General features: G+C 70.8%; 18 protein-coding genes. 3 read left to right on the forward strand and 15 right to left on the reverse strand.

The annotated features are described in order from the left end of the window. Positions 1 to 95 precede the first annotated feature (95 nt). The 12 genes from ACZ6CV_RS35650 to ggt form a co-directional block, all read right to left on the reverse strand. Entirely contained in the window at positions 96 to 1,271 is a 1,176-nt protein-coding gene (locus tag ACZ6CV_RS35650) for a hydroxymethylglutaryl-CoA synthase (protein ID WP_362365265.1), read from the reverse strand. Positions 1,272 to 1,274: 3 nt separating this feature from the next. Next, positions 1,275 to 2,336: a hydroxymethylglutaryl-CoA reductase gene (locus ACZ6CV_RS35655; protein WP_355806166.1), complete on the reverse strand. Its 1,062-nt coding sequence runs from the start codon at positions 2,334 to 2,336 to the stop codon at positions 1,275 to 1,277. Then, positions 2,333 to 3,424, reverse strand: a complete 1,092-nt coding sequence (gene fni / locus ACZ6CV_RS35660; protein WP_469255860.1) for a type 2 isopentenyl-diphosphate Delta-isomerase — start codon at positions 3,422 to 3,424, stop codon at positions 2,333 to 2,335. Before fni ends, ACZ6CV_RS35655 begins: the two co-directional genes overlap by 4 nt. Next, positions 3,421 to 4,533: a phosphomevalonate kinase gene (locus ACZ6CV_RS35665; RefSeq protein WP_469255862.1), complete on the reverse strand. Its 1,113-nt coding sequence runs from the start codon at positions 4,531 to 4,533 to the stop codon at positions 3,421 to 3,423. The genes fni and ACZ6CV_RS35665 overlap by 4 nt, the downstream gene beginning before the upstream one ends. Then, on the reverse strand, positions 4,533 to 5,639 hold the full coding sequence (mvaD, locus tag ACZ6CV_RS35670) for a diphosphomevalonate decarboxylase (protein ID WP_469255864.1): 1,107 nt from the start codon (positions 5,637 to 5,639) through the stop codon (positions 4,533 to 4,535). Before mvaD ends, ACZ6CV_RS35665 begins: the two co-directional genes overlap by 1 nt. Beyond that, complete coding sequence (gene mvk, locus ACZ6CV_RS35675; RefSeq protein WP_469255865.1) at positions 5,629 to 6,666, reverse strand: mevalonate kinase; 1,038 nt, start codon at positions 6,664 to 6,666, stop codon at positions 5,629 to 5,631. The genes mvaD and mvk overlap by 11 nt, the downstream gene beginning before the upstream one ends. A gap of 128 nt (positions 6,667 to 6,794) precedes the next feature. Continuing rightward, positions 6,795 to 7,703, reverse strand: coding sequence for an aromatic prenyltransferase (locus tag ACZ6CV_RS35680; RefSeq protein WP_469255867.1), 909 nt, complete (start codon positions 7,701 to 7,703; stop codon positions 6,795 to 6,797). Positions 7,704 to 8,138: 435 nt separating this feature from the next. Beyond that, complete coding sequence (gene hydA / locus ACZ6CV_RS35685) at positions 8,139 to 9,530, reverse strand: dihydropyrimidinase (RefSeq protein ID WP_469255869.1); 1,392 nt, start codon at positions 9,528 to 9,530, stop codon at positions 8,139 to 8,141. Between the two features lie 56 nt (positions 9,531 to 9,586). Next, positions 9,587 to 10,870 (reverse strand): aspartate aminotransferase family protein, encoded by a 1,284-nt coding sequence (locus ACZ6CV_RS35690; protein ID WP_469255871.1) that lies wholly within the window; start codon positions 10,868 to 10,870, stop codon positions 9,587 to 9,589. Continuing rightward, a complete protein-coding gene (locus tag ACZ6CV_RS35695) occupies positions 10,867 to 11,709 on the reverse strand; it encodes a nitrilase-related carbon-nitrogen hydrolase (protein ID WP_358773787.1) in 843 nt (280 codons plus the stop codon). The genes ACZ6CV_RS35690 and ACZ6CV_RS35695 overlap by 4 nt, the downstream gene beginning before the upstream one ends. Positions 11,710 to 11,931: 222 nt before the next feature. Continuing rightward, positions 11,932 to 13,521: a hypothetical protein gene (locus ACZ6CV_RS35700; protein ID WP_469255873.1), complete on the reverse strand. Its 1,590-nt coding sequence runs from the start codon at positions 13,519 to 13,521 to the stop codon at positions 11,932 to 11,934. 128 nt (positions 13,522 to 13,649) lie between these two features. Next, positions 13,650 to 15,479 carry a gamma-glutamyltransferase gene (gene ggt, locus ACZ6CV_RS35705; RefSeq protein ID WP_469255875.1) on the reverse strand — a complete coding sequence of 610 codons (1,830 nt, stop codon included), beginning with the start codon at positions 15,477 to 15,479 and terminating at the stop codon, positions 13,650 to 13,652. A gap of 104 nt (positions 15,480 to 15,583) precedes the next feature. Between ggt and ACZ6CV_RS35710 the strand changes: the two genes are divergently transcribed. The 3 genes from ACZ6CV_RS35710 (at position 15,584) to ACZ6CV_RS35720 (ending at position 19,412) form a co-directional block, all read left to right on the forward strand. Continuing rightward, on the forward strand, positions 15,584 to 16,336 hold the full coding sequence (locus ACZ6CV_RS35710; protein WP_469255877.1) for a hypothetical protein: 753 nt from the start codon (positions 15,584 to 15,586) through the stop codon (positions 16,334 to 16,336). Positions 16,337 to 16,478: 142 nt separating this feature from the next. After that, complete coding sequence (locus ACZ6CV_RS35715; RefSeq protein WP_469255878.1) at positions 16,479 to 17,672, forward strand: L,D-transpeptidase; 1,194 nt, start codon at positions 16,479 to 16,481, stop codon at positions 17,670 to 17,672. A gap of 138 nt (positions 17,673 to 17,810) precedes the next feature. Next, positions 17,811 to 19,412, forward strand: a complete 1,602-nt coding sequence (locus ACZ6CV_RS35720; protein WP_469255880.1) for an alpha/beta fold hydrolase — start codon at positions 17,811 to 17,813, stop codon at positions 19,410 to 19,412. A gap of 41 nt (positions 19,413 to 19,453) precedes the next feature. Here ACZ6CV_RS35720 and ACZ6CV_RS35725 read toward each other — a convergent pair whose 3' ends face one another. From ACZ6CV_RS35725 to ACZ6CV_RS35735, 3 genes are read right to left on the reverse strand one after another with little or no spacing between them, the layout of a single operon-like run. Further along, positions 19,454 to 20,323 carry an amino acid ABC transporter permease gene (locus tag ACZ6CV_RS35725; protein ID WP_362365306.1) on the reverse strand — a complete coding sequence of 290 codons (870 nt, stop codon included), beginning with the start codon at positions 20,321 to 20,323 and terminating at the stop codon, positions 19,454 to 19,456. Then, complete coding sequence (locus tag ACZ6CV_RS35730; RefSeq protein WP_355806125.1) at positions 20,320 to 20,964, reverse strand: amino acid ABC transporter permease; 645 nt, start codon at positions 20,962 to 20,964, stop codon at positions 20,320 to 20,322. Before ACZ6CV_RS35730 ends, ACZ6CV_RS35725 begins: the two co-directional genes overlap by 4 nt. A 9-nt stretch (positions 20,965 to 20,973) precedes the next feature. Beyond that, entirely contained in the window at positions 20,974 to 21,903 is a 930-nt protein-coding gene (locus ACZ6CV_RS35735) for a glutamate ABC transporter substrate-binding protein (protein ID WP_469255882.1), read from the reverse strand. Positions 21,904 to 21,907: the final 4 nt, after the last annotated feature.

Raw genomic sequence — 21,907 nt, forward strand, 5'->3', positions numbered from 1 at the left:
GTGTCCGGCGCCTGTTCGCCACCGCCATACCTGGACGCGGCGTGCGGGGGCGCCCCCGACGGGCCGCCCCCGCACCTGCGGTACCGCACGGGGCCCTACCGCCGTTCGTAGATCCGCTTGTGACCGCGCAGGGCCGCCAGGCGGAACTGTCCGCCGTTCTGCACCGGCGTCGGGTAGTCCCCGCCGTCCGTGGGGAACGACCGCTCGTGCAGCTGACGGTAGCCCGCGTAGTCCAGCGGCGTGCGCCGCTCGATGGCCGCGCGGTTCTCCGCGGTGCGCAGCCGCTCGCGGTAGCCGGGGACCGGCTCGCCCGCGAAGAACTCGGCGACGCTGCCCGAGCCGTAGCTCAGGAACCCGATCGGGCGTCCGGTCAGGTCGTCGGCCTGGTCGAGGAGGGCGGCGAGGCCCAGGTACACCGACGCGGTGTAGCTGTTGCCGATCACCCGGTTGTACGCGGTGGTCCGGCCCAGCGCCTGCTCGATGGCGTCCTTGTCGGTGTCGTACCCGCAGTAGTTGAGCAGGTGGCGGTGGGCCTTGTACGCCATCTTCGTGAACGGCTGGTGGTAGCAGAACGCGGCGAAGTCCTCCAGCGCCCGGCCGCCCTGCTCGGTGTAGTCCTTCCAGCAGCCCTCGACCGCCTGCAGATAGGCGGAGATCGACTCCTGCCCGTCCACCAGCGCCGCGTCCCGGTAGTTCGGCCGCCAGAAGTCCATCACGTCGGCGGTGAACAGGCCGGAGGGGCCGTCGATGCGCACCAGGGCCGGGTCCGCGCCCACCAGCATGGCCACCGCGGCGGCGCCCTGGGTGGCCTCGCCGGGGCTGTCCAGCTCGTACTTGGAGACGTCGCTGGCGATCACAAGGACCTGCTGCTCGGGGTCGCGCGCCACCAGGCCGAGGGCGAACTGCAGCCCGGCCGTCGCCCCGTAGCAGGCCTGCTTGAGCTCCACCACACGGGCCGCCGAGGGCAGTCCGAGCAGCGAATGGACGTACACGCCGCCCGACTTGGCCTGGTCGATGGAGGACTCCGTCGCGAAGACGACGGTACGGATGCGCTCGCTGCCGTGCCGCTCGACGATCGGCGCGGCCGCCGACGCGGCCAGCGTCACGATGTCCTCGTCGGCCGCCGGCACGCTCATCGACTCCTGGCCGATGCCGATGTGATACTTGCCGATCTCCGTGCCGTTGTACGCGGCGAGCGCCGAGTGCGGCAGCACGAACTCGGTCGTCGCGAACGACAGATCATGAATACCTATGCCTGAACCACTGGCCATGCCTCACACACCGACCTTTTCCGTCGTGTTGTCGCGCTCCAACTGGACGTGCGCACGCATCAGTTCACCGGGGTTGGTCTGGGCGGCGAGGAGCGAGAGCTCCCCGCACAGCACGGTCGCCGCCGCGATGACGGCGAGGCGCCGCGCGTTCTCCCCGGGCTCGCGCTCGGCCCGGCAGCCGAGCCGGGCGAGGTTGGTCTCCACGAACTCGATCCCCTTGCCGTTGCCGACCGTGCCGACGATCAGGTTCGGCAGGGTGCAGGCGAAGTAGAGGTCGCCGTCGCGGTCCTCGGCCATGGTGACGCCCTGCGAGCCCTCGACGATGTTGGCCGCGTCCTGGCCGGTCGCCAGGTAGAAGCCGAGCAGCATGTTCGCGTAGTGGGCGTTGGCCGAGCGGATGCCGCCGGCCAGCAGGGTGCCGAGCATGTTCTTGCGGATGTTCAGCTGGACCACCTTGGCGGCGGTCGTGTGCAGCACGTCGGTGACGACGTCCCGCGGGATGAGCAGCTCCGTGACCACGTTCTTGCCCCGGCCGAGGATGCCGTTGATCGCGGTGGCCTTCTTGTCCGTGCAGTAGTTGCCGGAGATCGATCCGTAGGCGATGCCCGGGATGGTCCCCAGGAGGTGCTTCAGGAGCGCGTCGGAGGCCAGCGTCGCCATGTTGTGCCCGGACGCGTCACCGGTGGTGAACTCGAACCGGATGAACAACAGGTTGGCGTTGATCTCGTGCCGGATGTTCACCAGCTCGGCGAACCGGCTGCAGCCGCGCACCACTTCGCGCAGCTCGTCGATGCGCGCGTCGATGGCGCGGGCCGCCACGTACGCGGTCTGCGCGTCCGTCGCCTCCACGAGCACCGAGCGGGTCATCCGCTCGTCGACGAGGGTGGCGACGATGCCCTTCTCGGCCAGCATGGAGACCTTCGCGCCGCGTCCCACGGAGGGCCACAGCGGCGTCTCGTAGGTGGCGAGCGGGACCTGCGTCTCGGTGGTGGCGACGTTCCCGGAGATGCGCAGCGGGCCGACCCAGCGCATCGGGACGCCTGCGATGGCGTGTGTGTCGGTCATCGGGTGCTTCCCGTCAGCTCGGTGGCGGCCGCGACGGAGCGCGAGCGCTGGGCGAAGGGCCCGGTCTCGATGCCCCGGTCGGCACAGAAGGTGCGGAGTTCGCCGTGGATCAGCAGGTCGCAGCGCTGCAGTTCGGCGGGGGTGCGGGCGCCGAGCATGGTCTGCAGGGCGGCCAGCTGGTCGAGCCAGGTGGAGATCTGTGCGATGAGGGCGGAGACGCCCTCGTCCTTCAGGGTGCGCAGGAACCCGCCGGAGACGCCGACGCCGGACGCGCCGAGCGCCAGGGCGCGGGCCACGTCGAGGGCGTTGCGCACGCCGCCGGAGGCGAGGACCGGGATGCCGACGTCCTGGTTGTCCAGGAGGCAGGCGGCGGTGGACTGGCCCCAGCCGTGCAGGAAGGCGTACTCGCGCAGTTCGCGGCGGCCGTTCTCGATGCGCGCGAAGTCGGTGCCGCCGCGGCCGCCGAGGTCGGCGACCTTGACGCCGAGGCTCTCCAGGAGGAGGACGGTCTCACGGCTGAGGCCGTTGCCGACCTCCTTGACGATCACGGGGACGTCGACGGCCGCGGCGATCTTCTCGATCTGCGGGACCCAGGAGGAGAACGACCGGTCGCCCTCGGGCATCGGCGTTTCCTGGGCCGTGTTGATGTGGATCTGCAGGGCGTTGGCCCGCACCAGGTCGATGGCGCGCTGCGCCTTGTCGACGGAGGCGGTCGCGTTGACGTTGGCGAGGACGAACCCGTCGGGGTTCTCCTTGCGCAGCACGCTGAACGTCTCGGCGCACGACGGGTCCTTGAAGTACGCGCTCATGGAGCCGGAGGCGACGGCGACGCCGGTCTCGCGGGCGGCGATGGCCAGGTCCCGGTTGATGACGCCGGTGCTGACGCTGCCGCCGGTCATCGCGTTGATGTAGAGCGGCACCGGCCAGGAGATGCCGGCGAAGCTCGTGGCCAGGGAGACGTCCGGCCGGTCGATGCCCGCCAGCGCGTGGTGGACGAACGACACCTCGTCGAACTGGTTCTGTCCGCTGTGCTGGCGCTGGTGCTCGACGGCCAGCCGGACGTGGTCGTCCTTGCGTTGAGAGATCATTCCTCGTTCCCTTCCATGGCGGGACGGATCGGCAAGGGCCGCACGCCCGCCGTGGTCCACCGTTTCTGTACGTGAGCGATGTCCTGGGCCGCCCCGGCGTCCAGCAGCGCGATGCCGCAGTCGCCGCCGCCCGCCCCGGAGGGCTTGGCCGCGCCGCCGACGGCTTCGGCGGCGTCGCACAGCGCGGTCAGCCGGGTGGTGAAGATGCCGAGCCCGACCGCGTCGTCGAGGCGCGCCAGCTCCTGGCGGGCTCTTCGGATCTGGTGCAGCAGGGTGGCGCGGTCGCCGCGCTCCAGTGCGTCGGCGGCGGCGCGCACGAAGTCGTTGCTGGTCTCCACGAACGTCCGGTAACCGGCGGTGTCCCGCCAGGCTCCGCGGTCGGGGCCGGAGACGAGCGTGGTGGTCGATGCGGGGTTTCCGGTCCAGCCGACCTGCAGCGCAAGACCCGCGGGCTGCGGCAGTCGGCGTACCGCGAAGCCCGGCCAGGGCTCCCGCAGCGCCTTCTCGACGCCGGCCGCGCGGGCCAGGTCGAGTACGGCGGCGCGGTCGGGTGCCTGGTAGGTGATCCAGCCGCCCCAGGTGCTCGCGGCGAGGTCGCCTCCGGAGGCCTTGGGTTCCAGGCCGGCCGTGGCGAGCATGGCGAGCCGGTACCGGTCCTCGTACGACAGGTCGAGACCGCAGTACGCGGCCACGGCGGCGACGGTCGCGACGGTGACCGCCCCGCTCGACCCGAGCCCGAACTTGGTGCCGTTCTCGTGCAGGCCACTGCTCACCGATACGTGCAACTCCGGTGAGGTCAGGCCGCGTTCGGCGAGGAGCCGGTTCACGATTCCGACGGAGGCCGCCACGTGGGCGAGGCCCTCGCCGAGCTGCCGGGTGTCCTGCGGCGCCGACCCGGTCAGTTCGCCGTCCCGCCACCGGCAGTGCGCCGGCGAGGCGAGGAGGTCGGAGGAGAGGACGACGCCGGGCGCGTCGGGCTCGGACACGGTGACGGTGATGTACCGGTCGACCGCCACGAGGATCGCGGGGTTGCCCGGGTCCACCACGGCGTACTCGCCCGCGACGAACAGCTTGCCCGGCGCGCGCCGCACGACCGTCCGGGGCGACATCACCCGTCCTCGTTCAGGAGCCGGGCGGCGGGTCCGGGCCGGGCGACGTGGATCGCGCCGCCCCGCGCGGCGGCGCGCACGACCTCGGCCACCCGGTCGGCGTCCGCGTTGCGGCAGAGCACCTTCACGTTCGGCCCGGCGTCCATGGTGGCGTAGGCCGCAACCCCGTCCCGCCGGAGCTGCAGCACGGCGTCGAGCACGGTGAGCGTGGCCGGGGAGAGGTAGCGCACCGCGGGTCGGGCCGCCAGCATCGTGGCGTGCATGCCGAGCGCGTTCCGCTCCGCGATCTCCCCGACGGCCGCCAGATCGCCGCGGCCGAGCGCCCGGCGCATGTCGGTCAGGTCGTCCCCGCTGGACCGGGCCCACGGCTCGTACAGCGGCGATGTGTCGACGGTGCGTCGCATGGCCGCGCGGCTGGACACGTCCTTGGGTCCGGCGTTGACGACGGCGACGACCAGCGCGGGGTCGAGGGGACCTGTGGGCACCGGCTCGGCGTACGAGCTGAGGTCCGCCTCCTCCTCCGTGCCGTCCTCGCGGCCCGCGTGCCAGACCACGAAGTCGCCGAAGAGGGAGCGGGAGGCCGAGCCGGAGCCGCGCCGGGCAAGCCGCGACAGGGCGGTGGCGTCCAGGTCGAGTCCGTAGGCGGCGGCCGCTGCCACGGCCAGGGCCGCGAAGCCGCTGGCGGAGGAGGCGAGTCCGGCGCCGGTCGGCACGGTGTTCTCGGTGTCCACGACGGCCCGGTGGGTGGCCCCGGCCCGCTCGCGCACCAGGTCGAGGAAGGTGACGATGCGCTGTCGCGCGTCGCCCTCGGCGGGCTTGCCGCCGAGCGTCACCTCGTCGTGGTCCTCGCCGGGGGCCTGCCGGACCCGGGTGGTCGTGGGGAAGATGTCCAGGGTCATCGACAGGCTGTCGGTGCGCGGCAGGATGAGCCGTTCGTCGCGCTTTCCCCAGTACTTGATGAGGGCGATGTTGGGGTGGGCCACGGCGGTCGCGGCGCCCGGCGCACCCGCGCGCACGGACTGCGCCGACTGCACCGACTGCACCGACTCGGCCGATCGCACCGACTCGGCCGACCGCACCGCGGTGGCCTGCTGTTCAGCGCCCATAGCCGGTGAACCCCCTCAGCGGTACGACCCACGTCTGGACGGCGCCGGCCTCGTGCAGCCGCCGGGTCACCGCGCTGGCCTGCTCGGACCGGGTCAGCGCGAGCACACAGCCGCCCATGCCACCCCCGGTGATCTTGGCGCCGAGGCTGCCCGCCCCGAGCGCGCCCTCGACCAGCGCGTCGATGCGGTCGGTGCTCAACCCGCCCTCGCGCAACAGCTCGTGATACTCCGTCATGTGGCTGCCCAACCGCTCGGGTTCACCGTCGGCCAGGGCGTGCCGGGACGCGTCGGTGAGCTCCGTGGCGCGGCCCACGAACCGCTCCTGCGCCCCGGGGTGCCGCTGGAAGCCTTCGCGCAGCAGCCCGACGGCGTCCTTGGTGCGGCCGACCTCGCCGCTGTCGGCGACGATGAACAACCCCTCGCAGCCGATGGGGAGTTCCTCGGCCTGGCCCTGCTGGAAGAGGAGCGGGCCCGAGGCGCCCACGGCGGTGGCGTCCACGCCGCTCGCGCGTCCGTGCGCCACGTTCTCCGCGGTCTGGACGAGGTCGAAGGCGGTCTGCGGGGTGACCTCGCGGTCGAAGAGGTCGGCCAGCGCGAAGACGACGGCACGCGCGCACGCCGCGCTGGAGCCGAGGCCGCGGCCCGGCGGGATCGCGCAGTCCAGGATCACGTCGAGGTGGACGTCGTCGGTCACGTCCATGGTCGACCGGAACTCGGCGGTCAGCCGCTGCAGCCAGTCGGACGCCTGCGTCGCCACCGGCCGCGAGGCGGATCCGGTCATCGTCAGGGACACGTCGCCGGAGTCGCCCGGGGTGCGGGCCGACCAGCCGGCGCTCGCCGTGACCGCCAGCTGCGGCACCGGGAGCGCGAGAGCGGGGGCGCCGTAGACGACCGCGTGTTCCCCCAGCACGATGGTCTTCGCGTGGGCGCGCCCGATTCCGACCGACCGAGCGCGTCGTATGTCCGGCAATCCCTCCGCCGAGGCCGATGGCGTCAACGCGCTCAGCTCCCTTTGTCTTTTCTGCATGGAGATCGCATCATCCAGAGTTCTAGGAAGAAATGAAGCCGGCCGGGATTCCGTGCGGAATCCGGCCGTTTCAGAGAAAGATCTTCAGGCCCTGGCGGGCGAATTGCCGTCAGGAATCCGAACTGCCGTCAGGAGTCCGAACGCAGCAGATTCTCCACGCGCTTCTGCCACTGGTAGTACGAGGCGATCTTGTGGTACTCGCCCTTGGGCGTCGACGCGATGCCGTAGACGTAGTTGCGGCCCGTCGTGTCGTACGGGGCGTTCCTGATGAGCCGGTCGAACGTCGGCGCCAGGTCGATGGGCAGGCCCAGCGGCTCCGGCGTCATGACGGAGTACGTGAAGCGGTTGATCTCCGGCGAGTCCCAGCCGAGGGTCACGTAGATGACGAACGAGCGCTCGCAGAACCGCAGCAGCTCCGCGCTCGGCTCGGCGAGGCCGAGCTCGCCGAGGATCGCCCTGACGCCCTTCTCCTCGAAGACCTCGGCCGGCACGCGGTCACCGACACCGCCGCCGAAGTACAGGTTCATGGTGCGCTTGGAGTAGTCGATGCCGACCGTGCTCACCATGTCGGCGAGGCCCCACTTCTTGAAGAAGTCGAGGTTGGCGGCGACACCCTCGGGGATCGAGGGGAGCTTGACCAGGTCGTCGACCTTGACCAGGTTCTCGGCGCTGGGGAAGGACCAGGTCTTCGTGAACCCGCCGGCGACGCCGAAGTCGACGCCGCAGCTGGTGATGGGGAGGTTCTCGTGGACCTCCTTCAGCAGGCTGCCGACCGGGTGGTCCGTCTTCGGCGTGAGGTCGTGCTCCAGGGCGCGGGCGTACGGGTCGAAGCCCTTCGGCAGCATCGTGAAGCGGCAGTCGAGGTCGTCGGCGCTGCTGCCGGTCGACGCGCGGAAGGAGATCACGGAGTTGCCGACGAACTCCTTGTAGGCGTTCAGGATCGGCCAGACCTTCTCGCGCGAACTCGTGACGTCCACGACCTGAGCCGTCTTCTCGATGATCGAGTACAGCTCGTTCAAATCGGTGGTCTCAGACATGGTTCCTCCATGGAGCGATCGGCGGACGCCTGCGGAACGGCAGGGTGAATCTCACGCTTAGGGTCATCAATTCCCTCCTCGACCTGCGGAGTTCCCCCTCGGAACAACTCCGGGTCAGGGCAGGCCCATCGGCACACCTGCAAAGGGAGGGGCCTCCATCGCACGCGCGGCTCTCGCGCCGCCCGCATTGAGGCAGGACGGCACGCATGAGATGGAATGCGGTGGGAATCGGAACTGCGTCGGGCTCGGGCCCGGTCTCGCCAGCATCTACCGGCGGCTACGGCGCTCAACCCCCGGCCTCGCGGCGGGTTTTGGGCAGAGTCGGCGTGCAGAAATAGTGACACGGGGCCGACCGCCGGGCCAAGCCCCTCCCCGAGTGACCCGGGTCACACCAACGGCGGGGCGGGGTCGTTGAGTTCGGCCCCGCCGCACCGCTCACGCGTACTGGCAGATCCCCCGCGGCACGTACGTCCCGTGCCCCGCGCGCCCCGCGTACACCCGGTCCTCGATCACCGGAACGCCCCGGGACAGCACGGTCTCCACGCGTCCGGTGACCCGCTTGCCCTCGTACGCCGAGTAGTCGACGTTCATGTGGTGCGTCTGCGCGGAGATGGTCTGCTCCGCGTGCGGGTCGTAGATGACGATGTCCGCATCGGCGCCCGGCGCGATGGTGCCCTTCCTCGGGTAGAGGCCGAACATCCGGGCCGGTGTGGCGCAGGCGACCTCGATCCAGCGGCGCCGGCTGATGTGCCCGTCGACGACTGCCTGGTGCAGCAGGTCCATGCGGTTCTCCACGCCCGGCAGGCCGTTCGGGATCTTGGAGAAGTCGTCCCGGCCCATCTCCTTCTGCCCCTTGAAGCAGAACGGGCAGTGGTCGGTGGAGACGACCTGGAGGTCGTTCGTGCGCAGCCCCCGCCACAGCGCCGCCTGGTGCTCGCGCGGGCGCAACGGCGTGGAGCAGACGTACTTGGCGCCCTCGAAGTCGGGCTCGGCGAGGTTGTCGGTGGACAGGAAGAGGTACTGCGGGCAGGTCTCCCCGAAGACCGGCAGCCCCTCGTCCCTCGCGCGGGCCAGCTCGGCGACGGCCTCCTGCGCGGAGACGTGCACCACGTACAGCGGGGCGCCGGCCACCTGGCTCAGCTTGATGACGCGGTGCGTGGCCTCGGCCTCCAGGAGCGCCTTGCGGACCTCGCCGTGGTAGCGGGGGTCCCGTTCGCCGCGGGCCAGCGCCTGTTCCACCAGGACATCGATGGCGAGGCCGTTCTCCGCGTGCGTCATCACCAGGCCGCCGTTGGCGCTCGCGCGCTGCATCGCCCGGAGGATCTGTCCGTCGTCGGAGAGGAAGACGCCGGGGTAGGCGGTGAAGAGCTTGAACGAGCTGACCCCGGCCGAGACGAGCGCGTCCATCTCCTTGAGCGAGGACGCGTTCACGTCGGACATGATCATGTGGAAGCCGTAGTCGACGGCGCACCGTCCGGCCGCCTTCGCGTGCCAGGTGTCCAGTCCCTCCGCGAGCGTCCCGCCCTTGGGCTGGATCGCGAAGTCGACGATGGTGGTCGTGCCGCCCCAGGCCGCGGCGCGGGTGCCGGTCTCGAAGGTGTCCGCCGCGGTGGTGCCGCCGAACGGCATCTCCATGTGCGTGTGGGCGTCGACGCCGCCCGGGATCACGTACTTCCCGGTGGCGTCGATCACGCGGTCGGCGGTGAAGCCGTGGCTGTCGTGGGTGGCCAGCGCCACCACCCGGCCGTCCTCGGCCAGGACGTCGACGGGCAGTTCGTCGGAGGCCGTGATGACCAGGCCGCCGGTGATCAGCGTGCGGTTGCTCATGTGGTGCGCTCCCTTTCCTGCGGGCCCGCGCGGTGCCGCGCGGGCCTCTGGACGAACTAGGCGCTCCGCAGGGCCCGTTCGAGGATCGAGGCGCCTTCTTCCGCCTCCGCGACGGTCAGCGAGAGCGGCGGTGCGATGCGCAGCACGCTGGTGTCGTGCCCGCCGCCCTTGCCGATCAGGAGGCCGCCCTCGCGGGCCGCCTCCAGCACGGCGGCGGCCGCTCGCGGGTTGGGCCGGTCGGTGCCCGGCTCGACCAGTTCGACGCCGATCATGAGTCCGCGGCCGCGCACCTCGCGTACGACGGGCAGCTGCGCGCAGATCGCCCGCAGCCGCTCGATGAGGAGGCCGCCGACCCGCCGGGCGTTGCCCTGCAGGTCGTGCTCCAGGAGGTACGCGAGGTTGGCGAGGCCGGCCGCCATGGTGACCGGGGAGCCGCCGAAGGTCGAGATGGAGTTGGCGTCCAGGGAGTTCATGACCTCGGCGCGGGCCACCACGCCGCCGATCGCCATGCCGTTGCCGATGCCCTTGGCGAAGGTGAGGATGTCCGGCGGGCCGCTGCCCGCGTGCGCCTGCCAGCCCCAGAAGTGGTCGCCGGTGCGCCCCCAGCCGGTCTGCACCTCGTCGGCGATCCACAGGATGCCGTGCTCGTCGAGGACCTCGCGGAAGGCCGCGTAGAGGCCGTCGGGCGGCGAGGTGAAGCCACCCACGCCCTGGACGGGTTCGGCGATGAGGGCCGCCACTCCCCCGCGGCTCTGCCCGAGCATGTCGCGCAGGTCGGCCACGCAGGCGGCGGTGAACTCGGCGTCGCTCAGGTCGGCGTACGGGCCGCGGCTGCGGACGCCGCCGTGCACGTACAGCGTCTGGAGCGGCGAGAGGCTGGTGGGTGACCACGACTGGTTGCCGGTGATGCCGACGGTGGTGAAGGAGCGGCCGTGGTAGCTGTTGCGCATCGCCAGGATCTGGTTCGAGCGGCGGTGGGCGGTGGCGAGCAGCAGCGCCGCGTCGTTGGCCTCGGTGCCCGAGGTGGTGAAGAAGACGCGCGCGTCGGGGATGCCGGACAACGCCGCGATCCGCTCGGCGAGTTCGACCATCGGGCGGTTCAGGTAGAGGGTCGAGGAGTGGATGATCCGGCCCGCCTGCTCGCTCACCGCCTTGGTGACCTCGGGCAGCGCGTGCGCCGTCATGGTGGTGAGGATGCCGCCGAAGAAGTCGAGGTACTTGTTGCCGGCGGCGTCCCACACGTGACGGCCCTCGCCGTGGGTGAGCTCCATGGGCCGCTGGTAGTAGAGCGCGAGCCAGTCGGGCAGCACGGCCCGGTGGCGGTCGTACAGGTCGGTCACGGCTGCACCAGTCCTTCGTAGGCGTCGGGTCGGCGGTCGCGGTAGAACGCCCACTGCTGGCGCACTTCCTCGATGAGGGCGAAGTCGAGGTCCCTGACGACTAGTTCCTCGGTCTTGTCGCTCGCGGGGTCGCCGACGAACTGGCCGCGGGGGTCGACGAAGTAGCTCGTGCCGTAGAAGTCGTTGTCGCCGTACTCCTCCTGGCCGACGCGGTTGATCGCGGCGACGAAGTACTCGTTGGCGACGGCCGCGGCGGGCTGTTCGAGCTGCCAGAGGTGGGCGGAGAGGCCGCGCGAGGTGGCCGAGGGGTTGTAGACGAGCTGGGCGCCGCCGAGTCCCAACTGGCGCCAGCCCTCGGGGAAGTGGCGGTCGTAGCAGATGTAGACGCCGACCTTGCCGACGGCGGTGTCGAAGACCGGCCAGCCGAGGTTGCCGGGCTTGAAGTAGTACTTCTCCCAGAACCCCTTCACCTGGGGGATGTGGTGCTTGCGGTACTTGCCGAGGTAGCTTCCGTCGGCGTCGATCACGGCCGCGGTGTTGAAGTAGAAACCGGACTGCTCGATCTCGAAGACGGGGACGACGATCACCATGCCGGTCTCGCGGGCGAGCGCCTTCATCCGGGTCACGGTGGGGCCGTCGGGCACCGGCTCCGCCCAGCGGTAGTGCTCGGCCTCCTGGACCTGGCAGAAGTAGGGGGCGTTGAACACCTCCTGGAAGCCGATGACCTTCGCCCCTTGGCGGGCCGCCTCGCGGGCGTGCTCCTCATGCTTGGCGATCATGGATTCGGTGTCGCCCGTCCAGGTTGCCTGGACCAGTGCGGCGCGTACGACGTTGACCATGAGCTGCTCCTTCGCAAGTCCGTGAGAGGACGTCAGAGAGCTTCTACGCACGTAGACTTGCTGCGTGGATTAGGAGAACGTAAGCCTCCGCCGACGGGCTGAGCAAGACCATCGCCGTCAACCGGCCCAGTCGATCATGTTTCGCACCCGAGCGGCCGAGAAACGGGCCGAAAGGGACAGAGTCAGGGGCCGGGACACGGTCAGGTCAGGGGCAGGACAGGGTCAGGCGCTGAAGCCCGCGACGCGCAGGGCGTGCACGAGATCCCAGTGGTGTTCGTCGGAGACTCCCTTGGCCGTCTCCAGGAGGACGGGGATGAGGCGGTGCGGATCCGTGTGCGCGCAGCGGGCCACGTCCTCGGAGGTGCGGACGCGGACGTAGGAGTCCAGGAGCGCGCGGGCCTCCCGCTCCCGGCCGGCGTCCATGAGGGCGAGGGTCGCCTCGGCGATCTCGGGGGCGGGGCGCGCGACGCCCTGCCGCAGCAGCTTTCTGCAGTCGTCGCCGCGGCCCGCCCCGGCCAGCGCGTCGGCCAGCGCGACGAGCCGGTCGGGCGGCAGGGAGGCGGCCTCCCACAGCAGGGTGGCCCAGTCGGCGCCGAGGCCGGCGCGGTGCAGTTCGCCGGCGAAGAGCGGCAGCCGGGCGGCGGGCCAGGCCGTGGCCTCGACGAGCACGCCGTGCGCCTCCCCGCTGCGGCCCTCGCCCCGGAGCCGGATGAGGTCGCGGACGGCGTCGGAGGTGGCGCGGGCGTCGGCGTCGGGGCCGGGGTCGGGTGCGACTTCGGCATGACTCCGGGGCCGCGCCTGGGCCTCGGTGTGGTGCGGGGCGCGTTCCTGCGCCGCCGGAGCGGGTGCGCCCGACGAGGCCGACGAAGCCGCGACCTGCGGGAAGCGCGCGCCTCGGGGCGGCTCGCCCGAGGACCCCGGTTCAGGCCCGGTCACCGGCCCGCGCGCGCCCTGTCCCCCGCTGTCCCCGAACCCGGCGAACCGTGCACCGCGCGGCCAGCGCCGGGATCGCTCGGCGCCCTGCCGGGGTACGTGGGGTCCGGCGTCCGGCGCCGAGTGCCGCGGCGCGGCGGGCGCGGGATCGAAGTCGAAGTCGTCGACCGGGACTGGGCTCACGGCGTGGTCGTCGGCCACCACCCCACCGCCCTCCACCCCGAAGTCGGCGAAGCCCCCGGCGAACCCACCGGCATCCACACCCGCACCCCCACCCAAGCCCACGTCCAAGCCCGCTCCCCCGCCGAACGAGTCCGCCGAGAAGTCGCCCCCCGGCGCCCCCGCGCCGAGGTCCACCCACGTCGGACGCTCCGCCTGGGTCAGGCGGTCCATCCGCTCCCGGAGTTCGGCGCAGCGTGCCGTCGCCCGCTCGTGGTCGTCCCGTACCCACGCCAGGTCGAGGTTGATGCGGTCGGCCTCGTCCGCGTCGACCGCCGCGGCCAGTTGCCGCGACAGGTCCGCCTGCCGATCCAGGGCGACCCGCTGTTCCCTGAGCATCATGTCGAGCCGGTCGGCGAGGAGTTCACGGCCGCCGGGCCGGGCGTCGTACGCGTCGAGCGAGGCCCGGTGCAGGGCCTGCGCCCGGCCCCGTTCGCGCTCGGCCTCGGGGACGCCGCGGTCCGCCGCGAGGTCGTGGAGCAGCGCCTGCACCACGTCCCAGGGCGGCACCTCGGCGCCGTCCACACAGGCCCGCATGCCGTCGGGGTCGCGCTGCCAGAACACGCCGCACCAGCCCGCGTCCTGGTCGAGACACCCGAGCAGTTCCCTCAGGTACTTCGCGAACTCCCCCACCTTGTCCGGGAGTTGTCCCACTGCCATCTGATCTGCACCGCCCCGTGGAGACTTGGAGTCTTCCGGTCCGGAAGATAACACCAGATGAGTTACGGGACGACTACATGCAGTTTTCCGGGCCTGGCTTACCGCAGGTCACCCCGAGTTTCACCGACTCACTTGTCCGGCCGCACCACCATCGCCGAACCGCCGCCCCTGCGGGTCTTCTCGGCGGCGGCGAGCCACTTGCCGCCGGGCAGCCGCTGCACGCCCGTGGCCGCGCCGATCTCGGGGTTCTGCTTGAAGGAGTGCCCGAGGGACTCCAGGGACGCGCGCAACGGACTGTTCCAGAGCTCCGGTTCGAGCTCGGTCTGCGCGGCGTTGCGCTGGCTCGCACGGGGCGCGGCGATGGCGTCGACCAGCGGCAGGCCCCGGTCCACGAAGCCGGTCAGGGTCTGCAGCACGGTCGTGACGATGGTCGCGCCGCCCGGCGATCCGAGCGCCACCACCGGCTTGCCGTGCTTCAGCACGATGGTCGGTGCGATCGAGGAGCGCGGCCGCTTGCCGGGTCCCGGCAGGTTCGGGTCGTGCACCGCCGGGTCGGCGGGCGCGAAGGAGAAGTCGGTGAGTTCGTTGTTGAGCAGGAAGCCCCGGCCCGGGACGGTGATGCCGCTGCCGCCCGTCGACTCGATGGTGAGGGTGTACGCCACGACGTTGCCCCACTTGTCGGCCGCCGTGAGGTGCGTGGTGTTCTCGCCCTCGTACGTCGTCGGGGCCGCCTCGTCACCCGTGCCGCACGCCTCGGGGTGGCGCGGGTCGCCGGGCGCCAGCGGGCTCTTGAGGACGGCGTCGTCCTTGATCAGGCACTCCCGCGAGTCGGCGAACCGCTGGGAGAGGAGTTCCTTCGTCGGTACGTCCTCGAAGGCGGGGTCGCCCACCCAGCGCCCCCGGTCAGCGAACGCGATGCGGCTTGCCTCGATGTAGCGATGCAGGTACTTCGCCTTCGACGCCTTGGAGAGGTCGGTGCGCTCCAGGATGTTCAGCGCCTCGCCGACCGTGGTGCCGCCGGAGGAGGAGGGGGCCATGGAGTAGACGTCGAGGCCGCGGTAGGAGGTCTTCGTGGGCTTCTGCCGCTTCACGCCGTACGCCGCGAGGTCCTTCGCGGAGAGGTCGCCGGGCCGGGCCACCCGGCCGGATCCGGGGTCGACGGGCGGCTTGTTCACCGTACGCACGATGTCCTCGGCCAGCTTGCCGCGGTAGAGCGCGTCCACGCCCTTGCGGCCGAGCTCCGCGTAGGTGCGGGCCAGGTCGGGGTTCTTGAACGTCGAGCCGACCACCGGCAGCTTGCCGCCGGGCAGGAAGAGCTTCGCCGTGGCGGGGAAGTCCGCGAACCGCTCCTGGTTCGACTCGGTCTGGCCGCGGAACGTCGGGTCGACGGTGAATCCGTCGCGCGCGAGCCGCTCGGCGGGCTTCAGGAGCGTGCCGAGGCTTTTGCTGCCCCAGGTGTCGAGAGCCGACTGCCAGGTGGCGGGCGTGCCGGGGGTGCCGACGCTGAGACCGCTGGTGACCGCGTCGGCGAAGGGCAGCGGTTTGCCGTTCTCCAGGAAGAGTCCGGAGTCCGCGGTGCGCGGGGCGGTCTCGCGGCCGTCGATGGTGGAGACCTTGTGGGTCCTGGCGTCGTAGTGGACGAAGTATCCGCCGCCGCCCACGCCCGCCGAGTACGGCTCGGTGACGCCGAGCGCGGCGGCGGTGGCGACGGCCGCGTCCACGGCGTTGCCGCCCTTCCGCAGGACCTCGATGCCGGCCGCCGAGGCGTCCGGGTCGACGCTGGCGACGGCGCCGCCCGCACCGACGGCGACCGGCGTCTTGTCCGGGGTCCTCGCGGGACCCTGTGCGGATGCCGGTTCCGCTGAGCGCGTAGGCGAAGGGGGCGCTGCCGCACCGACCGACACCAATACCCCTCCGACCGCCAATAGGGTCAGATTCCGTACGACAGCACGACGCATTCGTACCTCCAGTCAACAGCCGTCTGCGCAGCGTAACTTCGAGTCCCCCGTCGCGTCAGGACCTCCTCGAACACGGGTCCGGCGGGCCGCTAGCATGCGCCCCCATGACTGAAGACGTGCGGAACATCGTCCTCGGCCTGATCGCGGTCGGCATCAGCGCCGCCCTTGGCTGGCTCGTCCGCGGCGCCCTGTGGAAGCGCAGGCTCCGCCGCAAGCAGGCCTTCTTCGGGCTGCCCGAGAACTCCGAGTCGCTGCTCGTGGTGAACCGCGACGCGGGCGGCCCCGAGCTGATGGTGGTGCGGCAGGACGTGTTCGCGCTGATCGAGCTGGCCGGGGTGGTCAAGGAGTGCGGGGCGCACGCGCAGGTCGTCGCGCACGACGCGGCCCAGCAGGGCTTCGGCGAGCGCACCGAGTTCTGTGTGGGCAACCCGGTGGCGAACCGCCGGATGGCCGCGCACATGCACTCCCTGCTGCCGGGCGTACGGGTGAACACCGAGCCCGAGCCGGTGCCCGACCGCGGCGCCTTCCAGATCGGCCCCGAGCGCTACCGCCTGGAGTCCGGACTCACCGAGTACGTGATCCTCGCCCGGCTCACCGCGGACCAGGGCCAGGACGCCCGGCCGGTCTTCCTCTTCTGCGGGCAGCGCGCGGTGACCAGCCAGGCGGCCACCCGCTATCTGGCCCGGCACCACGAGAAGCTCGCCCGCAAGCACGGCAACAAGCCCTTCGTACTGCTCCTGAAGATCGTGAACTCGCAGGCGTACGGGCCCGACGTCGTCGAGGTCGTCGCGGACGTGACGCAGGACGCCCGGACGCCGCTGCCCACGCCCGCCCGCGCCTCCCATCGCGCCAAGTGATCCGTTCCTCACGGAACGTCGACGAACGTCGACGCCATTTTGGCCCTTCTGTGACCTAGCAGGCATTTTCCGGACAACGGACAACCCGCCGGGGCGATCCGCCCTCTCTCCGTGCAGACCTATTCGCACGGAGGTACGTTCCTTGACCCCCCAGAGCTCTTCGAGCCGCCGACGCCCCCTTCGCGCCCGCCCCACGGCGGTCGCGGGCCTCGCGGTGCTCACCGCCGCCCTGTCCGCCTGTTCGGGCGGCAGCGGCTCGTCCGGCGACGACCGGGCCGCCGAGAAACCGAGGATCTCGGTGAACCTTGCGGGACAGCAGGCGAAGGCGGGCGGCCCGGTCACGGTGAAGCTGGCCACCGGCAAGCTGAAGGAGGTGACCGTCACCGACGACAAGGGCGCCAAGCTGCCCGGCAAGGTCGCGGCGAACGGCACCACCTGGACCTCGCAGCGCACGGTGACCCCCGGCACCGCGTACCGCGTCCAGGCCGGCACCGACCAGGGCGGCACCGCCAAGTCCACCTTCAGGACGGCCGCGCCCGACAAGGTCAACAAGGTGACCCTGGCCCCGGGCAAGGGCACCACCGTCGGCGTCGCCCAGCCGCTGTCGATCACCTTCGACCACGCGGTGCGGAACAAGGCCGAGGTCGAGAAGAACCTCAAGGTGACGACCTCGAACGGCACTACGGGATCGTGGGGCTGGATCAAGAACTACGACGGCAAGGACCGCGTCGACTGGCGCCCCAAGGAGTACTGGAAGTCCGGCACCAAGGTGAAGCTGGACGCGAAGCTGAACGGCATCGACTCGGGCGGCGACGACTGGTTCGTGCGCGACTACGCCACGCACTTCACCGTCGGCAGGAACCAGGTCGTCAAGGTGAACCTGGACAGCAAGACGGCGGCGCTCCAGCGCGACGGCAAGACCGTCAAGTCGGTGCCGATGTCGGCCGGCACCCCCGGCGGCGAGAAGGCCTCCTGGGGCGGCACCTCCGTCCTGATGTCGAAGGAGGGCACGATCAACATGCGCTCCGAGACGGTCGGCCTCTCCGGCAGCAACAGCTACGACAAGATGGTCGACGACTCGATGCGGCTGACCTGGTCGGGCATGTACGCCCACGCGGCCCCGTGGAACGCCGCGTACTTCGGCAACACCAACCACAGCTCGGGCTGCATCGGCATGAGCGACGCCAACGCCGACTGGCTCTACGGCCAGGCGCAGATCGGCGACCCCTTCGAGGTCACCGGCAGCGGCTCCAAGGGCGTCCCGGACCCGGGCAACGGCTACGGCGAGTGGAACCTCTCCTGGTCGGACTGGCAGGCCAAGAGCGCGCTGAAGTAGCCACCGGTCCTCGCCCCAGGGGTCACTGAGGCTTCAACTATCGTTACCGGGGCGTAACTTACCGACGGGTTACCCCCGGTAAACAATCGCGGTTACCGTCGGGTCACTTTGCACTTTCAACGAGTGAGGAAGTGACCCGTGAGAGCTCCGTACCCCCACCGGGCCCTGCGCACGACCACCGTCGGCGCGGTCTCCGCGACCCTCGTCGCGGGCGCCGCCCTCGGCCTCGCCCCGACGGCGCAGGCGGCACCGGCCGCCGCGCCGCCGGCCGCGGCCTCCGCGGACGTGCGCTTCGTCGACATCCCCGGCGACGGCGGCACGATCCTCAAGGCCAACGTCTTCACCCCCAAGGACGCGAAGGCCGGGGCGACCTACCCCTCGATCGTGCTGCCCACAAGCTGGGCCATGCCGCAGATCGAGTACGTCGCCCAGGCCCAGAAGCTCGCCGACGCCGGTTACGTCGTGGTCAGTTACAACTCGCGCGGCTTCTGGCAGTCCGGCGGCGAGATCGAGACCGCGGGTCCCGAGGACATCGCCGACGCCTCCAAGGTCATCGACTGGACGCTCGCCCACACCCCGGCCGACCCGTCGAAGGTCGGCATGGCCGGTGTCTCGTACGGCGCGGGCATCAGCCTGCTCGTCGCCGGGCACGACAAGCGCGTCAAGGCCGTCGCCGCCCTCAGCGGCTGGGGCGACCTCATCGACTCGATCTACAGCGGCCGCACCCAGCACGCCCAGGCGGCGGCCCTGCTGGGCGGCGCGGGCGCGCTCACCGGCCGCCCGAGCGCCGAACTCCAGCAGACGCTGAAGGACTTCCTCGGGTCCAACCTGGACAAGGAGGACGAGATGATCGCCTGGGGCGCCAAGCGCTCCCCCGCGACCTACCTCGACCAGATCAACGAGAACGGCGCCGCCGTCATGCTCGGCAACGCCTGGGGCGACACGCTCTTCCCGGCCAACCAGTACGCCGAGTTCTACGAGCGCCTCACCGGCCCCAAGCGCCTGGAGTTCCGCCCCGGCGACCACGCGACGGCGGAGGCCACCGGCCTGCTCGGACTGCCCAACGACACCTGGACCTCCACCCGGCGGTGGTTCGACCACTACCTCAAGGGCGCTGACAACGGCATCGACAAGGAGCAGCCGGTCCAGCTCAAGTCCCGCTCGGAGGGCGGCTACGAAGGCTACCCGGACTGGAAGTCGGTCGGCGCCACCCGCAAGAAGATCGCGATGGCGGGCTCCACGACGATCCACACGAACGTCGACTCGGGCGCCAACGGCGGCATCGCCATCCTCTCCAACGCCCTCGACCAGTTCCTGAAGATCCCCCCGATGGCGTCGGTGCCGCTGCTCCCGCGCCGCTACACGGGCGTCTGGCAGTCGGAGCGCTACACCTCGGCCCAGCGGGTGCGCGGCACCGCCAAGCTGCACACGACGCTCACCCCGACCAAGGAGAGCGGCACCCTCGTCGCGTACCTCTACGACGTGGGCCCGCTCGGCCTCGGCAAGCTGGTCAGCAACGCGCCGTACACCTTCCACGGCAAGACACCCGGGAAGCCGTTCGGCGTGGACCTGGAGTTGTTCTCCACGGCCTACGACGTACCGGCGGGCCACAAGCTCGCCCTGGTCGTCGACACGGTCGACCCGCTCTACATCGAGCACAACCCGGCCGGCGCGCAGCTGACCTTCTCCTCGCCGGCGACGGACCCGTCGTACCTGTCCGTTCCCCTGCGCGAGCAGTGATCTCCGGCTGCTGCCGGGTCGGTGTTCCCTCGTGCCACTGCCTACTGGGCGCCCGGCAGCAGCGTCCCCGGTTCGGCCGGGGCCACATCGGCGGCCTCGGTCTTGGGGTTGCGCCGCTGACGCCTGGACACCCACTGGGCGAACCACGACAGCAACATGCACATCCCGATGTAGACAGGTGAGATCACCATGACCACGGGGATGAAAGGCAAATCGTAGTCGAGGTTCGAAGCGATCAGCTTCCCGGCGTGGAGGAACTCCTCGTAGGTGATCAGATATCCGAGCGACGTGTCCTTCAGGGCCACCACCAACTGGCTGATGATGGCGGGCAACATGGCACGAACGGCCTGCGGTACGAGGACGTGTGTCATGACCTGTGTCTTGCGCATTCCGAGTGCGTAAGCCGCCTCCCGCTGCCCCCTCTCCACGGAGTTGACGCCGGATCGGAAGACCTCGGCGAGTACGGAGCCGTTGTAGAGCGTGAGCCCGGCGACCAGCGCGGGCAGTGGCTGGACCTTCAGCGCCACGAAGACGAAGAAGATCATCACCAGGACCGGCATCGCCCGGAAGAACTCCACGACGAGCGTGGCGAGCCAGCGCACCGGCCGGTGGTCGGAGAGCCGGCCCACCGCGAGCAGCCCGCCGAGCGCGAGGGCGAGGACCGCGGAGATGGCGAAGGCCTTGAGCGTGTTGCCGAGGCCGCGCAGGAGCAGCTCCTGGATGCCCTTGTACTCGAAGGGCGTCCACTTGGTCGAGGTGAACTGGTCGGTGTCGAAGAGCAGATAGAGCAGCCAGCCGACCAGGGCGAGCACGATCAGGGTGGAGATCAGCCCGTACAGCTTGTGCCGGCGGATCGTGCGGGGGCCCGGGATGTCGTAGAGGGCGGTGGAATCGTGGGAGAGGGCTTTCATCGGGCGACTCCCCAGCGCTTTTCGAGGACATTGAAGATCGCGCTGATGGCGAGGGTGATGATGAGGTAGCCGACGGCGATCCAGACGAAGGTCCAGATGATGTTGTAGCCGAGCTCGTTGAGCGTCTTGTACGTGCCGAGCAGCTCCGTGACGCTGAAGGCGCCCGCGATCGCCGAGTTCTTGGCCAGCGCGATGAGGTTGGAGCCGACCGGCGCGATGACGGACCGGAAGGCCTGCGGCAGCACCACCATGGACAGGGTCTGGCCGAAGGACATGCCGAGGCTGCGGGCCGCCTCGCCCTGGCCCTTGGGCACGGTGTTGATGCCCGACCTGAGCGCCTCGCAGATGAAGGCGGAGGTGTAGCAGCCGAGGGCGAGGACCGCGAACACCTTGAAGGGCAGCACCAGGCCGAACCGCGGCAGGCCGAGCAGCACCGCGAAGAAGAGCAGCGTGAGCGGGGTGTTGCGCAGCACCGTCACCCAGGCGGTGCCGAAGGCCCGGAAGGACCCGACGGGCGCCACCCGGAAGGAGGCCATGACGAAGCCGAGCACGAGCGCCAGGACCGAGGCGTAGACGGTGAGTTCGACGGTGCCGACGAAGCCCTTGCCGAAGGTGGAGAAGTTGTCTGTCAGTACGTCCACGACGCCTCCTCAGCTCGCCGGGTAGCGGTCGATGGCGGGCGGCTTCGGCGCCGGCACGCCGGAGAGGCCGAGGGTGGCGTCGTACGCCTTCTTCCAGTCGCCGTCCTTCTCGCGGGCCGCGAGGGCGTCGTCGACGGCGAACCGCAGGGCGTTGTCGCCGCGGGGCACGCCGATGCCGTACGGCTCCTTCGAGAACGGCTTGCCGACCACCTTGAGTTCGTCGGGCACCTTCGCCGCGTAGCCGATGAGGATGGCGTCGTCGGTGGTGACGGCGTCGACCTGGTACGTCAGCAGGTTGTCGACGCAGACCGAGTACGTGTCGTAGGCGACGAGGGTGGCCTTCGGGTAGTCCTGCTGGATGCGCTGGTACGGGGTCGATCCGGCGGCCGAGCAGACGCTCTTGCCGTCGAGGTCCTGCGGGCCCTTGATGTCGTCCTCGTCGCTGCGCACCAGCAGGCCCTGGCCCGCCATGTAGTAGGGGCCGCCGAAGCCGACGAGCTTCTTGCGGTTGTCGTTGATGGTGTAGGTGCCGACGTAGTAGTCGATCTGCCCGTTCTGCAGGGCGGTCTCGCGGTTCGCCGACGCGATGGTCTTGAACTCGATCCTCTTCGGGTCGAGACCCAGCGAGGCCGAGATCATCTTGGCGATCTCGATGTCGAACCCGGAGTAGGTGCCGTTCGCCGGGTCCTTCTCGCCGAGGTAGGGCTGGTCCTCCTTGGCGCCGACGATGAACCTGCCGCGGCTCTTCGCCTTCCGCCAGGTGCCCGACTGGGGCAGCTGGAAGCCGGTCGCCACCTGGTACTTGGGCAGTTCGTCGGCGGCGGGCCCCTTGGTCGGCGGGCTGCCTTCCTTGCCGCAGGCCGCGGCGGCGCAGGCGGTGAGGACGAGCGCCACGAGCAGGTGGAGCGCCCGCGGGGTGTGCCGCCCGGCGTGAGACATGGTG

The organism is Streptomyces sp. NPDC041713, assembly GCF_055591085.1.